Annotated in this window: 9 protein-coding genes; 6 read left to right on the forward strand and 3 right to left on the reverse strand. The window is 67.9% G+C overall.

Translation table 11 applies throughout. The features are described from left to right. Positions 1–148 precede the first annotated feature (148 nt). Entirely contained in the window at positions 149–2089 is a 1941-nt protein-coding gene (locus HQ394_RS03620; protein WP_190262063.1) for a PhoX family protein, read from the reverse strand. Between the two features lie 250 nt (positions 2090–2339). Here HQ394_RS03620 and HQ394_RS03625 point away from each other — a divergent pair, with 250 nt between their 5' ends. The 3 genes from HQ394_RS03625 (at position 2340) to HQ394_RS03635 (ending at position 7382) form a co-directional block, all read left to right on the forward strand. After that, positions 2340–5336, forward strand: a complete 2997-nt coding sequence (locus HQ394_RS03625) for a beta strand repeat-containing protein (RefSeq protein WP_190262064.1) — start codon at positions 2340–2342, stop codon at positions 5334–5336. After that, on the forward strand, positions 5333–5956 hold the full coding sequence (locus HQ394_RS03630; RefSeq protein ID WP_190262065.1) for a calcium-binding protein: 624 nt from the start codon (positions 5333–5335) through the stop codon (positions 5954–5956). The genes HQ394_RS03625 and HQ394_RS03630 overlap by 4 nt, the downstream gene beginning before the upstream one ends. 193 nt (positions 5957–6149) lie before the next feature. Next, positions 6150–7382: an SLC13 family permease gene (locus HQ394_RS03635; protein ID WP_190262066.1), complete on the forward strand. Its 1233-nt coding sequence runs from the start codon at positions 6150–6152 to the stop codon at positions 7380–7382. A 25-nt stretch (positions 7383–7407) separates the two neighbouring features. Here HQ394_RS03635 and HQ394_RS03640 read toward each other — a convergent pair whose 3' ends face one another. Then, positions 7408–8154 (reverse strand): arylesterase, encoded by a 747-nt coding sequence (locus tag HQ394_RS03640; RefSeq protein WP_317628988.1) that lies wholly within the window; start codon positions 8152–8154, stop codon positions 7408–7410. Between HQ394_RS03640 and HQ394_RS03645 the strand changes: the two genes are divergently transcribed. The 3 genes from HQ394_RS03645 (at position 8145) to HQ394_RS03655 (ending at position 12134) form a co-directional block, all read left to right on the forward strand. Next, a complete protein-coding gene (locus HQ394_RS03645) occupies positions 8145–8870 on the forward strand; it encodes an ABC transporter ATP-binding protein (protein ID WP_190262067.1) in 726 nt (241 codons plus the stop codon). The genes HQ394_RS03640 and HQ394_RS03645 overlap by 10 nt on opposite strands. Positions 8871–9703: 833 nt before the next feature. Beyond that, positions 9704–11452, forward strand: a complete 1749-nt coding sequence (locus HQ394_RS03650) for an ABC transporter permease (protein ID WP_456151526.1) — start codon at positions 9704–9706, stop codon at positions 11450–11452. Between the two features lie 16 nt (positions 11453–11468). Next, entirely contained in the window at positions 11469–12134 is a 666-nt protein-coding gene (locus tag HQ394_RS03655; protein ID WP_190262068.1) for a ceramidase domain-containing protein, read from the forward strand. 27 nt (positions 12135–12161) lie between these two features. On the opposite strand, the gene HQ394_RS03660 is transcribed toward HQ394_RS03655, so the two are convergent. Beyond that, positions 12162–15623 (reverse strand): ATP-binding protein, encoded by a 3462-nt coding sequence (locus HQ394_RS03660; protein WP_190262069.1) that lies wholly within the window; start codon positions 15621–15623, stop codon positions 12162–12164. Positions 15624–15638: the final 15 nt, after the last annotated feature.

Raw genomic sequence — 15638 nt, forward strand, 5'->3', positions numbered from 1 at the left:
TGAACCCTATCCAGGATTGCGGCGTCTTACCAAGCCTTGGCCTAGCCTGAAGTCAGCGCCGATCGCAGGGGACCAAAGGTCGCCGGCGGGAGCCGCGGCGGCTGTTCACATCTGCGCCATCGCGGTGCTGCAGGCAGGCAATCGCCCCCTACCGCATCATCGCCGGCAGCGGGCCGAGGTAACCGACAGCGCCGCGCTGATCGACGAGCGAGCGCAGTTGCCGGGCGATCTCCACCGGATAGCGCTGCAACTCGTCGGTTGCCCCCGGATGCTGCAGATTGGCCATGACGTAAGCGAAACCGTTCGCGGCATCGACCGCCTGCAAACCGGTATTCTCCGCACCCGCCGGCGCACTGAAGATACGGACCGCCGCCCCAGTCGCCGGATCGACCGCCCAGATGAAATTGTTGAGGTGGTTGTTTGAATCTTCACCGATCAGCACGGTGCGCATCGCCTCCGAGTATTTGATATTGTCCGGATTGGCAACCTGCTCCGTATCGCAGGTGTCGTAGGCGCCGACACTCTGCCCCATCGGCTTCTTCGCCCCATGCACCAGCGCCGCGGCGTTCACCGCCACCCAGTCGCTGGCGATTGGCTTGCCGTCGGTGTCCTTCACCCCACCCCGCATGCTGCTCTTGTAGACGACACCGCAGGCGAGGTCCTTTTCGTCACCGGCCAAGTGAATATCGTCGCGCGGCCGATCGCCGGATTTGCCCGCGATCATGCCGTCGCGGATGTAGGAGATGACGGTGTAAAACGTCTTGTCGGCGGCGTTGTGCGCCTGACCTTCCATCTTGGTGAACTCGGTGGTGGCGCCGAGATAGGCAGCGTAACGCCGCGTCTCGAGGAAAGCCGCCGCCTGTTCCATCCCCGGCTTCAGCTTCAGGTACAGCAGTGTCGCCTTGCCGCCGCCGGTCCCCGGGTAGGCAAACACCGGGCGCATGTCGGCGTAGGCGGCGGGATCGGCCTTGATGTCCTTCGGTTCGGCCACCTCGAAGATGTCGCTGAAGCGGATACCCTTGTTGATCAGCGCAACGATTTCCGCCTCCGTCGCATGGCCAAGCCGGATCCATTGCAGGTCGGCGCGACCGAAATCCTCACCTGAGCTCTGCACCCACTTCGCCGCATAGAGGGTGCCGGCACTCAGGTCGCCCGGCTTGTCGGCGATGAACATCGGCCGGATGACATCGTCGCCGTCGTCACCCATGTAGGCGGTCTTGCCATCGGGCATGACATCGGCAAGCTCAAAGGCGAGCCGGCCCATGGCGAAATGCTTGACGATGGAGGATGAGCCGTCAGGCTCCACCGTGACTTCGGTGATGTGGCCGTACATGTAAGGATTGGCGCCGCCGTCGACTGCCAGCTTGCCGGGGGTTCCGAGATAAGTGTTCATCACGTCGAGCGGCTTGGTCTCGTAGGTCCGCGCATCCGGCTCATACTCTTCGCTGCCGAGATGGGTGTTCCAGGGGCTGAGCGAGCCGGCGCAGGGCGTCCAGATGCCTGCAACCGCCGCTGCATCCACATTCGCCAGCTTTACTGCGCTGAGGGTACCGGTGGCAGGATCCTGGTCGAGCGTCGCCAGCGCGATCCCCATCGGCAGCTGGCCGTACATGTCGAGCGGCGGCTGCAGCGGATCGGCGTTCGGCGCCTCGGTGTGATATTCGAAATGGGTGGCGAGGAACAACGGGTTGCCCTTGACCGCCTCGATTTTGGCACCATCGAGGCGGATCAGCGAGTTGGCATCGGGTGCGTAGGCATAGAACGGCCCCTCGGCCGTCGCCCCCTTCGCCGTCCTGATCGAGGCGAGCGGCTTGCCGCTCTTGTCCACCACCGCGCCGCCGTACCAGTCGGGAAGAAAATCGCCGGAACGATAGAGAATGGTGTAACGCAGCGGCACCGTGGTGCGCGTGCCATCGGCGAAGGTGATGACGGCGCTCGAGGTGGTCAACGGCTGCGCCATCTCCTCCAGCGTCGTCGGCGCCGGCGTTGGGGTGAAGGTCACCGACTGCACCTTGGCCGCATCGGCGGCGAATGCCGGCAGGGCAAGGTTGGTGGCAGCGACCGCCGCGACAATGAGCTGGCAACGCATCGATATGTCCTCTGACCGGATGGCACGGCAGCGCGCCCACGGGCGCTTGGCGCCGACGATAGCCCGCCGGCCGCGACGGGCGGATGACGTTTTGATGACGAGAGCGACCTGGCGACGGTGGCAGGGGGCGCCACGCAATCGTCAACAAAGTTCCTTTGACCTTAAGTGTACACCGGCTACAATTTTTTAGGGATATTCGGGGAGGGGGTAATTTTAACTGGCGCCTCCCGCAGTGTGGGAGGAAGCGGCCATGGCCACATTCATCGGCACCGACGCCAACGAAAGCATCACCCCGACCGTCGTATCGGCGACGGTCACCCGCACCCCGCCCGGCAGTTTTCCCTCCGTCGCCGCCGATAGCATCGACGGTGGCGGCGGCAACGATACCATCCACGGCGGTGGCGGCAACGATACCATCGACGGCGGCGACGGCAACGACACGATCTACGGCTACGGCGCCGTTTTCGGCGGTGCGGGGAATGACTCCCTCACCGCTGGTGGCACAGTTTCCGGTGGCGCTGGCAACGACACGATCCTGCTGTCGGGAGGCAACGAGGAGATCACCGGCGACGACGGCAACGACCGCATCGGCGGGGCGAGCGGCTTCCAGATGTTACTGAGCGACGGTCGTATTGCCGGCGGTGGCGGCAACGACACCATCGCCGTCACCGCCTCCGGCCACGTCGTCATTTCCGGCGACGCCGGCAACGACAGCTTGTCCGGCGGCATCACCGAATATACCACAGTTGCGGTGGTGGAGATCTTCGGCGATAGCGGCAACGACACCATCACGGGCTCCGGCCACACCCGCCTCGACCACGGCAAAGGTCGCGTCTCCGTTTATGGCGGCGACGGCAACGACAGCATCACCGGCAACGACGCCAATGCCGTCATCGGTGGCGATGGCAACGACACCATCGCCTGGCAAACCCCCTACGCCGAGGCGACGAGCGTCGACGGGGGTGACGGCAACGACAGCCTCACCGGTCGTCACTACGGCACTGACATGTCGATCGACGGCGGCGCCGGCAATGACACCATCGATGGTGTCATGGTCACATCCGGCGGCACCATCGTCGTTCACGGCGGCGACGGTGATGATCATGTCGCCGCCAGCGGTGGCTACTTCGAGGTGAATGGGGAAGGCTGGGTCTCGCTCGACGGCGGGGCGGGAAACGACACGCTGACCGGCTCCGGCATCCACATCACGATCACCGGCGGCGACGGCGACGACAGTATCGTCGGCGCGGGGCAGGCATATTACTATGGCAGCGTTGTCCGCCTGTTGGGGGATGCCGGCGACGATACCCTCAGCGGGTCGGCCGCGACCGGCGTTACCGCTTCCATCGACGGCGGCGTCGGCAACGACAGCCTGATCGGCGGCGACGGCAGCGAGACACTCATCGCCGGCACCGGCAACGACACGCTTACCGGCGGCAGCGGCAACGACGTGTTCCGCTTCGAGCCCGGCAGCGGCGGCGACAGCGCCCGCGTCGCCGATTTCACCGACGGCGCTGACCTGATCGATCTCGCGGCCTATCACGTGACATGGGACGATATCGTGCGGACCGCGGTCAGCGGCGGCGTCGCCCTCCGTCTGCCCAACGGCGACGTGATCACCGTCATCGGTGCGACGCTCGCGACCCTGACGCCCGACGATTTCCTCGGCTTGCCGGCAGGACCGGGCGACGACTCGTTGCTGGGAACGAATGGCGCCGACACGCTGAACGGTCTCGCCGGCAACGACACCATCGTCGGACTGGGTGCCGGCGACAGGCTCGCCGGATCGAGCGGCGACGACTCGCTCGACGGCGGCGCCGGCAACGATACCATGTGCGGCGGCATCGGCAACGATACGGTGGTCGGCGGCGACGACAACGATCTGGCCTGGGGGCTCCAGGGAAACGATTCGGCTTTGGGTGATGCCGGCAACGACACCCTGTTTGGCGACGACGGCAATGACACCCTCGCCGGCGGTCTCGGCGACGACAGCCTCAACGGTGGCGGCGGCAACGACCGGATCAGCGGCGACGACGGCAACGACAGCGTACGCGCCGGTGCCGGCGACGACAGCGTCAGCGGCGGCAGCGGTGACGATTCACTGATCGGCGGCGCCGGCAACGACACCCTCGACGGCAGCATCGGCAACGATACGCTGGATGGCAGTGACGGTACCGATAGGGCGGACTATTCGGCCGCCGCCGCCGGGGTCGCGGTTTCCCTCGCCGTGGCCGGGTCGCAGAACACGTTGGGCGCCGGTACCGATGCCTTGGTCCGCGTCGAAGGTATCATCGGCTCCGCCTATGACGACACCCTCATCGGCGACGCGGGCGACAATTACCTCGACGGGAGAGGCGGCCATAACAGCCTGGAGGGCGGCGCCGGCAATGACACGTTGATCAGCGGCCTCGTCTCCTACGCTGCGGCCACCGCCGGCGTCAGGGTCTCGCTCGCCATTCAACAACCGCAGGATACGCTCGGTGCCGGGAAGGATAGCCTGATCGATGTCCACGAGATCATCGGCTCGGCTTATAGCGACACGCTGACCGGCGGCGGGACGTTGCGGGTCAGCCTCAGTGGTGGAGCTGGCAACGACCACCTCGACGGTGGCTCGGCGCCGAGCTGCATGCTCGATGGCGGCGACGGCAACGACAGTCTCGATGGCGGAGACCGCAGCGATCTGCTGACCGGCGGCGCCGGCGATGACAGCCTGAGCGGCGGGGTAGGCGCCGATACGCTGGTTGGCGGCGCCGGTAACGACACGCTGTACGGTGGTGTGAGCCAGGATCAGGTGGATTACGGTACGGCGACCGCTGGTGTCTGCGTCTCCCTGGCGGTGAATGGGCCGCAGAACACTTTCGGCGCCGGAACGGATGTTCTGTACGGAATCGAAGTTCTCAGCGGGTCCGCCTTCGCTGACACGCTGAGCGGTGATGACGGGGCCAATTTCCTCTACGGCAAAGATGGCGCGGACGCATTGTTCGGCGGCGATGGCAACGACTATCTGATTGGCGAAAACGGCGACGATCACCTGGATGGCGGTGCGGGCAACGATCAGTTGTTGGGCGGCTCGGGCGGTGACACCCTGATCGGCGGTGCGGGAGACGACATGCTATCGAGCGGCACCGGCAGCGACAGCCTCGTCGGTGGCACGGGCGATGACGTGCTGTACGGTGGCACCCAGAACGACACGCTTCTTGGCGGCGTGGGGAACGATAACCTGGGGGCTCCAGCGGTGACGACGTGATCGACGGCGACGACGGCTACGACACCGCCTACTATGGGTCGGCGCAGGCGGCTGTGAACGTTTCGCTCGCCATTGTCGGAGCGCAAAATACGCTCGGCGACGGAACGGATGTCCTGCGTGGAGTCGAAGCGCTCTCGGGCTCCGTCCACAACGACACGCTGACCGGGGATGCCGGCAGCAATTCTCTTTACGGCGACGACGGCGATGATACACTCTTTGGCGGCGCCGGTAATGACTCCCTATCCGGCGGTCAAGGCAGTGATCTTCTCCGCGGCGGTGCGGGTAACGATGCCTTCATCTTGCCGTGGGGCTTCGACTCTCGCGTAGGCGACACCCACGATACCATTCTCGACTTTACCGGCGTCGGCGCAGCGGCCGGTGACTGGATCGACCTCGGAGCGATCGATGCCAACATCGGTGTTGCCGGCGATCAGGCGTTCACCTTCATCGGCATCGGGCCATTCACCGGCGTTGCCGGGCAGTTGCACGCGGTGGCAGCTAACGGCGGCGCCGACAGCCTGATCCAGGGCGATGTTACCGGCGATGGTGTCGCCGACTTCGAGATCCTGGTGAAGAACACCAGCGCCGCCGCGTGGGTCGCCAGCGACTTCATCCTTTAGACACGACCTAAGGTCCTTTACCCGGCGCACCCGCGCCACCCTCTCCCGCTTGCGGGAGGGGGCAGGGTGAGGGAGCGGTCAAAATGAGCTGCACCGGTGCGTCGGTATTTGTCGGGCGGCGTCTCTCTGGCGGCGCAGCCGCAACGGTTGTGGTAAGCAACGTCGCCCCGCCCTTGCCGGAAGCGATGCCTGGATGACCGAAACCAGCGCCCTCGTCGTCGCCGTCTTCGTTGCCGTCTATATCGGCATGGCGCTCGGCCGCTGGCCGGGGCTGAAGATCGACCGCACCGGCATCGCCTTGCTCGGCGCCATTGTCCTATGCGCATCCGGGATCGTCAGTGGCGGGGCGGCGCTGGCGGCGATCAACCTGCCAACCCTGCTCGTCCTGTTCGGGCTGATGATCCTCTCCGCCCAATTCGCCGCCTGCGGCTTTTACGACTGGTGCTCGGCGAGGATCGCCGCCACCGACGCCTCGCCTGCAGCGATCCTGGCGCTGACGGTCGCGGTCGCCGGCGCGCTGTCCGCCGTCCTCGCCAACGACATCGTCGTCTTCGCGATGACGCCAATGCTGGTGCGCGGCCTGGTACGGCGGCGGCTCGACCCGCGACCGTACCTGATCGCGCTCGCCGGCGCCGCCAACGCCGGCTCGGCAGCGACGGTGATCGGCAATCCGCAGAACATCCTCATCGGCCAGGTGGGCAGCCTCGACTTCTGGCCGTTCTTCACCGTCTGCGCCCCACCCGCCCTCTTCGCGCTCGCCTGCGTCTTCGGCGTCGTCTGGTGGCAGTGGCGACGGCGGTTTCAGGCCACCGCAAAGGAGGAAGCGACGCTGACATCGCCGCAGATCGACCGCTTCGGTCTTGCCAAGGCCAGTCTGTTGACGCTTGCCATGCTGGCGATGTTTGCCCTCCACGTGGCGCACGCCATCGCCGTCCTCATCATCGCCGGCATACTGTTGATAAGTCGCCGCTTCGCCACCCGTGAGGTGCTGGCTCTCGTCGACTGGCATCTGCTGGTGCTGTTCTGCGGTCTGTTCATCGTAACCGCCGCCCTCGGCGTCACCGGCCTGCCGGCGTCCCTCCTCGGCGACCTTCGCGCCGCCGGCCTCGATCCGGCGAGCTTCGCCGTTCTGGCGCCGCTGACGCTCTTCGGCAGCAATTCCATCGGCAACGTGCCGACCGTGCTCCTCCTGCTCGCCGTGGTCCCCGACCTGCCGCCCGAGGCGCTTACCATGCTGGCGGTGCTATCGACCCTCGCCGGCAACCTGCTCATCGTCGGCAGCCTCGCCAACATCATCGTCGTCGAACGTGCATGGCAGGAAAACGTGGTACTCGGGTTTTGGCAGCACGCCCGCTGCGGCATCCCGATGACGCTGCTGTCCTTCGCCGCCGCCGTCGGCTGGTTCATGCTGCGCGCCCAGACTTAAGGCGGCTCGACGCTCGCCGTTGCCCTTATTTCACTCCCTTCGCCGCGGCGATGCGCAGCAGTTCGACCACGTCTGGGGTGATGCGGCGGACGATCTCGGTGACACCAGCGGCGGTGGGATGAATGCCGTCCGGCTGCGTCATGCCGGGGACGCCGGCGACGCCGTCGAGGAAGAACGGGTAGAGGCGAACACCGTATTTCTCGGCCAGCCGCGGATAGATGGCCTTGAACCGTCGCGTATAGTCGGCGCCAAGGTTGGGCGGCGCGTACATGCCGGCCAGCAATACCGGGACCCGGCGACGCTGCAGCTCGGCCAGGATCGCATCCAGGTTGGCCTGTGCCGCCTCGGGGTCAAGACCGCGCAGGGCATCGTTGCCGCCCAGTTCGACGATGGCAGCAGCGGGTTGGGCCGCGTCGCCGCTGCCCAGCGTCCAGGCGAGGCGGTTGCGGCCGCCAGCAGTGGTATCACCGGAGACGCCGCCGTTGATCACCTCGACCGTCAACCCCTTCGCCTGCAGCGCTCGCTGCAGTTGCGCCGGGAACGCGTCCGCCGGCGCCAGGCCGTAGCCGGCGGTCAGGCTGTCACCGAAAGCGAGGAGGCGGATCGGCTCGGCCACGGCAGCGCCCTTCCCTGGCCAAGCGAAGGCCATCGCCAGGATCACGCCTGCGACAGCGGCATTGATCGCCCACGCCCGGCAGCCATATCCGCCAAAGGACTTGGCTGGAGACTTGGCCGACGGGTTATTGGGAGAAGGCAATCGTCGTGACGTCATTGGCAACTCCTGTTCCGGCCGTCCGGCTCACCGATGTGCATCTCAGCCTTGCGAGTGCCGCCGGCACGGTTTCCATTCTCCGCGGCATTGATCTCGAACTGGCCGCCGGCGAGCGGATCGGTCTCGTCGGCCCCTCCGGGTCGGGGAAGACCAGCCTGCTGATGGTAATCGCCGGCCTCGAACGGGTCAGCCGCGGCTGCATCGACGTCGCCGGCCGCGACATCACCGCCCTCGATGAGGATGCGCTCGCCCGCTTCCGTCGCGATCATGTCGGCATCGTCTTTCAGAATTTCCACTTGGTGCCGACGATGACGGCGATCGAAAACGTCGCATTGCCGCTGGAACTGGCGGGCGCCGCCGATGCCTTGGTACACGCCGGCGAGGGGCTGGCCGCCGTCGGACTCGCCGCACGCACCCGGCATTACCCGTCGCAACTCTCCGGCGGCGAGCAGCAGCGGGTGGCGCTTGCCCGTGCATTCGTCGGTGAACCGCGGGTGCTGCTGGCCGACGAGCCCACCGGTAATCTCGATGCCGCCACCGGTGCCGCGGTGATGCAGCTGCTGTTCGACCTGCAGCGCCGCAGCCGCTCGACGCTGCTGCTGATCACCCACGATCCGGCGCTGGCCGAAGCCTGCGACCGCATCGTCGAGATCCGCGACGGCCGCATCAGCGGCAATCGCCGCCGCGCCACCACACCGGCCTCTTCCGCCGCATGACGGGCAGCAGCAGCGACATGCGTGGCAACTGGTGGCTGGCCGGACGGCTGGCTTGGCGCGAACTGCGCAGCGGCATCGCCGGCTTTCGCATCTTCCTCGCCTGCCTCGCCCTCGGCGTTGCCGCTATCGCCGCAGTCAGCACTGTCAGCGAAGCGATCACCAAAGCACTCGCTGCCGATGCGCGGGTGCTTCTTGGCGGCGACATCGACGTGCGGCTGGTCCAGCGCCCCTTCACCGCCGACGAAACCACCTTCCTGCAGGCCCATTCTGCCCGGCTGGCGCGGACGGTGGAGATGCGGGCGATGGCTCGCGCGGAGATCGGCGATGCCTTGCCAGCGATGGTGGAACTGAAGGCAGTGGATGCCGCCTACCCGCTCCTCGGTGAGGTGGCGCTCGACCCGGCTGCCTCGCTGCAGCCGCTGCTTGCCCAGCGCGCCGGCGTATGGGGCGCCGTTGCCGATCCCGACCTCTTGGATCGGCTCGGCCTCGCGCCTGGGCAGCGGCTCCGCGTCGGCGAGGCCACTTTCGAGCTGCGCGCCAGCATCGTCCGCGAACCCGACCGCGTCGCCAGTGTAGCCACCTTCGGCCCACGGCTGATGATCGCCAGCGATGCCCTCGCCGCCACCGGGCTGGTGCAGCCGGGCAGCCTGTTGCGCCACACGGCGCGTATCCTGCTGCCCACAAGCAGTGGTCCCACTGGCAGCGATCCCACTGGCAGCGATCCCGCTACTTGGGCCGCTGCGGCCCGTGCCGCCTTTCCACAAGGCGGCTGGCAGATCCGCAGCATTGCGGACGCGGCGCCGGGGATCGAACGCTTTGTCGAACGGCTCGCCATGTTCCTCGGCTTCGCCGGCCTGACTGCACTCCTGATCGGCGGCCTCGGCGTCGCCAATGCCGTCCGCAGCTACCTCGACGGCAAGGCCGCGGTCATTGCCACCCTGAAGTGCCTCGGTGCGTCGGGCAGCCTGGTGATGATCACCTATCTGCTGCAGATCCTCGTCCTCGCCGGCCTCGGCACCGCCGTGGGCGTCGTCCTCGGTGCGCTGCTGCCGTTAGTCGCCATCGAGGCGGTACGCCCCTTGCTGCCGGTGCCGATCAGCGTCGGCATCTATCCCGCAGCGCTCGGTGCCGCTGCAGCACTCGGCCTCCTCACCGCGCTCACCTTTTCGCTGTGGCCCTTGGGCCGTGCCCGCGAGGTGCCGGCCGCCAATCTGTTCCGCCAGACCGTCGTCACCACCGGCGGCCGCCCGCGCCGGCTCACCTTGGTCGCCACCATTGTCAGCAGCGCGGCGTTGGCCGGGCTCGTCGTCTTCACCGCCCATGACAGGCTGTTCGGCGTCATCTTCGTCGCCGGCGCCATCGCCGTTCTGTTGATCTTGCGCGGCGCTGCCTGGGCAGTCACCGGCGCTGCGCAGCGGCTGCCACGCGCCCGCCATGCCATCGTCCGTCTCGCCATCGATGCGCTGCAGCGGCCAGGAGCGCCGACGGCAACCGTCGTCACCTCCCTTGGTGCCGGCCTCACCGTCCTCGTCGCCGTGGCGCTGATCGACAGCAACCTGCGCGCCCAGATCGGTGAACGGCTGCCGCAGACGGTGCCGGCNTTNTTTTTCATCGACATCCAGGACGATCAGGCGACGGCCTTCGATGCCACCGTTGCCCGCGTTGCCGGCGTCAGCGAAATGCGCCGGGTGCCGATGCTGCGCGGCCGGATCGTCCGTATCAACGGCACCCCAGTGGAGGCAGCAACGGTTGCCGCTGACTCCCGCTGGGCCATCGACGGCGACCGGGCGCTGACCTTCGCCGCNACTGCGCCGCCCGAAGGCGCCGACATCGTCGCCGGCAGGTGGTGGCAAGCCGACTACGCCGGGCCGCCGCTGATCTCCTTCGATGCCGGCCTCGCCAAGGGCTTCGGCGTCGGCGTCGGCGATACGCTAACCCTCAACATCCTCGGCCGCGACATCGAGGCGCAGATCGGCTCGCTGCGCCGGATCGAGTGGCGCGCCGTGCCCTTCGACTTCGCCATCATCTTCGCGCCGGGCACCCTGGAGGGCGCACCGCACACCCACGTCGCCGCCGTCGAAGCCCCGGTCGCCGTCGAGCCGGCACTGCAGCGGGCGGTCGCCGCCAAGTTCACCAACGTCACCGCCATTCGCACTCGCGATGCGATCGAGACCGTCGCCCAGTTGATGCGCCGCATCGGCTTCGGCGTCCGTGTCGTCGCCGCGGTCACGTTGCTCGCCGGCGCCCTGGTGCTGGCGGGGGCGATCGCTGCCGACCGCCACCGCCGCACCTACGAGGCGGTGCTGTTCAAGGGTGCTGGGCGCCACCGCGGCCGCATCGCCGCCCAGTACCTCGTTGAATATGGCCTGCTCGGTCTCATCACCGCGGCGATCGCCGCCGGTCTCGGCACCGCCGTCGCCTGGGCGGTCACCGTCTGGCTGATGCGCCTGGAGTGGTCGGTCGCCGGCGGCGTGATCGCCGCCACTGTCGGCGCCGGCATTACCATCACCCTTGTGCTCGGCTTCGTGGGTACCTGGCGACGCCTCGGCCAGACCGCGGCGTCGGTGCTGCGCAACGAATGACCGGTGGGTGGAGACCATGAGCGCGGAAGACTGGTCGGCGCAGGTCAAGGCATACTGCGAGCGGACCGATTTCAGCTTCTGGTCAGAGCCGGTCAACGCCCTCACCAACGCCGCGTTCCTGCTCGCCGCCGTCCTCGCCGTTCTTGCCGCCCGCCGCGCCGGCCGCCTCGATGCCGGCATGGCGCTGCTGATCGCGCTGACGACGGCGATCGGTGTTGGCTCGTTTCTGTTCCATACCTTCGCCACCCGCTGGGCCGCTGTCGCCGACCAGCTGCCGATCCTGCTATTCATCGTCGCCTACTTGGTGCTGGCGATGCGCCGCTTCTTCGACCTCGGCTGGCTGGGCAGCCTCGCCATCGGCACCCTGTTCGTGTTGGCTGCCCGGCCCTTCGCCTGGGCGGCGCAGCAGGCCGTTGGCAATACGATCGGCAACGGCGTCGGCTACCTGCCGGCGCTGGCGGCGCTGTTCGTTGTCGCCGCGCTGCTATGGCGACGCCGGCAGCCGGCAGCGCGGGCGATGGCCGGTGCCGCGCTGCTGTTTGTCGTCTCCCTCGGCTTCCGAACGGCCGATCAGCCGCTCTGCGCCGCCTGGCCGCTGGGAACGCACTTTCTCTGGCACCTGCTGAACGGCGCCCTTCTCGGCTGGCTGATGCTGACGATGATCCGCTACGGCCGGCCGTAGGGCACAAGGCGCGCCTAAGCCGCCGGCCTAAAGGGTGGTAATTCGCATCCCTTCGCCGATGGCACCCCTGGCCACCTCGACCAGGTGCTCGTGATGGCTGAGGAAGATCACCTGCGTCTGGCCGGCCAGTTCGGCGAGCGCCCGAAAGCCGGCAGCGGCGCGGGCATCGTCGAAATTGACGAACAGATCGTCGGCGATGAACGGCAGCGGCCGGCTGCGCGCCAGGTGAAGTTCGATCGCCGCCAGCCGCAGCGCCAGATAGAGCTGATCGCGGGTCCCCTCGCTCATCCCATCGACGCCGACGTGGCTGCCGTCGCCGCGGCGGCCCATCAGCAGCGGCGCCTCACCGTCGTAGTCCACCGTCAGGGCGGCAAACAGATCGAGGGTGAGCCCGCGAAAGATATCGCCGGCCCGCCGCAGCAACGGGTCCTGCTTTTCGGCGCGAAAGCGGTCGATCGCCCAGCCGAGCAGCTTCGAGGCGACGAAAACGGTGAGATAGCGCTCGCTCGCCATCGCCATTTCGGCCAGCGCCTCCTGGCGGACGGCTTCCGCCTCCGCCGCCGTCGAAGCGCCATCGATGGCGGCAAGCTGGCGCGACGCCGCATCCACTGCCAACCGCCGCTCCTCGCGCGCCGCCCTTGCCGCCTCCCGCTGGGCCTCGATTTCGGCCAGGCGGGCGCCGATCGTCAGCAGATCCTCGGCCGCCACCTCGGCCTCCAGATCGGTCAGCGACAGGCCGTCGCCGTTTTCGAGGATCTGCCGGGCTGCCGCAGTGATCGCCGTATCAAGCCCTGCTGCGTGCGTCGAACGCGCAATGGCGGTGCGCAGCTCTTCGAGGCTCGTCGTACCGGCACGCGCGGCAAACGGCTGCAGCGTCGCTTCCGCCTGCTGCCGCGACTCATCGGCCTTGGCCAACAGCTTCATCGCCTCGGCCCGGTCGGCGATCGCCCGCTGCAGTCGTTCCCTGGCCTTTTCCGCCTCGTCCAGGCGATGCGCGAGGGCGATTGCCACGCTATCTGCCGGTTGGCCCGCAAGGTCGGGGGCAAGCTCGGCGGCAAGCGTCGCTGCTGCCGCCGCATAGGCATTGAGGTCGCGCTGCATGGTGGCGATGCGGGCACGCTTGAGGTCGTCAATGGCATCCAGCGTTTTCGCAAGCCTGGTGTGCAGGTCGAGCGCCTCCTCGACCGCGGCGGGGCCGAGATCCGCGCTCAGGTGGATGGCGATGAGCTGGTCCGCCCAGCGATCGCGCCAGTCGGCCATCGCCGCTGCTGCCTTCGCTGCTTTCGCCTCCTGCTCGTCCCGCTGNNGCGCGCCAGCTTCTCCCGCTGCTTCGAGAGTTCCTCGCGCCGGGTTCGTTGCTTCTCCGCCGCGGCAACAAATGCCTCCGCCGCGGTGAGCNNAGGCCGGATAGCGGCGGCTCGGCGGCGGGAGCAGCGCCGGCCTCGGCAAGGGCCGCCCNNCGAGGGCCGACGTCGCCGCCACAACGCTCGCTTCGAAACGGTTGACGGCATCCCCCGCCTCGACGAGCTGATCCCCATCGTCGAGAGCGCGGCGGCGGCGATCGCGCCAGCCGGGCAATGATGCGACGGTTAGCCCCGCCAATTCCTGGGGCAGGCTCGCCTGCCAGCGTTCGGCCAACCGGTCGCGCTCGGCCTCGGCCGTAATCCGATCCGCATCGAGCTGCCGCTGTTTCAGCTCGCCCTGCTCGATCTGGGCGCGCACCTGTTCCAGCTTTTCCGCATCCGCCGCGGCGAGATAGCGCCGGTCGGCGAGCTCGTCGGCGTGGGCAACCTTGCCTTGGTAGTCAGCGGCGGCCATCACCGGGGCGATCCGCCCCTCGCGGATCTCCGCCCACCGCGCATCGCGCTCGGCGCGAGCGGCGGTGATCGCTTCGGCGGTGACCGGCTGGCGGACGCGGCGGATCTGTTCTTCGCTCAAGCGCAGGAGTTCCAGCGCCTGCGCCGCGTCGCGCCCCTGCGCCTGCAGCGTCCGCAGTCGATCGCCGATCTCACCCTCGCGCTGCAGCTGCGCCTGCGCCACCTCCGCTTCCGGCAGCTGCAGCCGGCGCAAGGCAGCGACGTCGCCGCTCCAGGGGGCGAGGTCAGCCAGCGATGCGGCCAACCGTCGCTGCACCGCCTCCAGCGTCGCCGTCAGGTCACCCCGTCGCGCCGCGATGTCGCCCAGCGCCCGCACCTGCCGCAGCGCCGTCGTCACCTCGGCAGGCACCACCCGCTCCACCAACGTCGCCAGTGTCTGGTCAAGCGCGACGAGTTCGCGCCGCAGCGCGGTCACTGCGTCCGCCGACAGCCGTTCAGCCTCGGCAAGGCCGGCGTGGCGCTTGAGCAGATCCTGCACCTCGGCACGCAGCAACCGCGTTGGCAGGCGTTGCGCCAGTTCCTCCTCGCTCGTGGCACTCCAGCCTAGTTCGCGGACGATACTGTCCACATTGCCGCGAAAATCCAGCAAGCGAGCCTGTTGCTTCTCGATGTCGGCGGGATGATCACGGACCCGGTTCCGGTCCTCGCCAAGGCGAAGGATCGCCTCGCGCCGACCAAGGACAGGCTGATCGACGACGATGCCGTCCTGCTGCGCCTCCGCCTTGGCGATCAGCGCCTCTTGCTGGACGATCACCGTCGCTTGCGCCGCGAGTGTCGCCTCGGCCGCCCTCAGCGCCACTTCGGCGTCCGTCGGAAGCCGGACTACCGCGCCGAGAGCGGCCAGATCGGCCAGCCGCTCGTCGCGCGCCCTCAAGTGCGGCGCCACCCGGCGCACCCGATCGAGCCGCGCCCGCATCGTCTCCAGCTGTTGATGATGGCGAACGGCCTCGTCCAACGCCGCGCCGGCTTCCTCGACGGCTCTTGCCGCCTGCTGCCAATCGCGGGCGCGGACCATCGTCTCGCGCCGCCGGCGGCCAGCCTCGTCGAACTTGGCGAGGGCCACGGTATAGGCGCGCGACTGCTTCTTACGTGGCCCCCAAAGCGCATCGGCTTCCACCTCCAACGCTTGGCGCAGCGGGCCAAGGCTGGCAAGCCCGGCCGAAGCCTCGAACAGCATCCGGCCGAGATCGTTCTTCGCTTTGAGGATCTCAACACCGCCCTCTTCAAGCCGGCGACGGTCGAGGGCGAACATCCGTTCGAAAAACGCGCGATCGACCGGACCGAGGAACGCGGCCAGCCGCTCATCGGCGAGCGGCCGGTCGCCCGCGTCGCGCAGGCTGTCGCGGTTGCGCTTCAGACGGCGGAAAGCGAGCCGCTCATCGTCGTGGGTAACGACCGCCCCCAGGCACATGTCGCTGTATGGATGGATGAAATTATACGCCGAGCGGGCCTCGATGCCGAACAGCAGATCGACGAGCGCGGCACGCAAGGTCGATTTGCCGGCCTCGTTGCGGCCGATGATCAGGTGCAGGTCTGGCTCGCCCGCCGGCAGCTCGATGTCGCAATCGGAGAACTTGCCGAAGCGCGTCAGCTCGAGGCGATCGAGTCTCATTCTCCCCCTCCTCCC

The sequence above is a fragment of the Defluviicoccus vanus genome, assembly GCF_014672695.1.
Taxonomy (GTDB): domain Bacteria; phylum Pseudomonadota; class Alphaproteobacteria; order Rhodospirillales; family Defluviicoccaceae; genus Defluviicoccus; species Defluviicoccus vanus.

Coding starts and splice junctions, on each gene's coding strand:
- HQ394_RS03625 (WP_190262064.1), top strand. CDS start 2,340: ATGGCCACATTCATCGGCACCGACGCCAACGAAAGCATCACCCCGACC.
- HQ394_RS03620 (WP_190262063.1), bottom strand. CDS start 2,089: ATGCGTTGCCAGCTCATTGTCGCGGCGGTCGCTGCCACCAACCTTGCC.
- HQ394_RS03635 (WP_190262066.1), top strand. CDS start 6,150: ATGACCGAAACCAGCGCCCTCGTCGTCGCCGTCTTCGTTGCCGTCTAT.
- HQ394_RS03640 (WP_317628988.1), bottom strand. CDS start 8,154: ATGACGTCACGACGATTGCCTTCTCCCAATAACCCGTCGGCCAAGTCT.
- HQ394_RS03655 (WP_190262068.1), top strand. CDS start 11,469: ATGAGCGCGGAAGACTGGTCGGCGCAGGTCAAGGCATACTGCGAGCGG.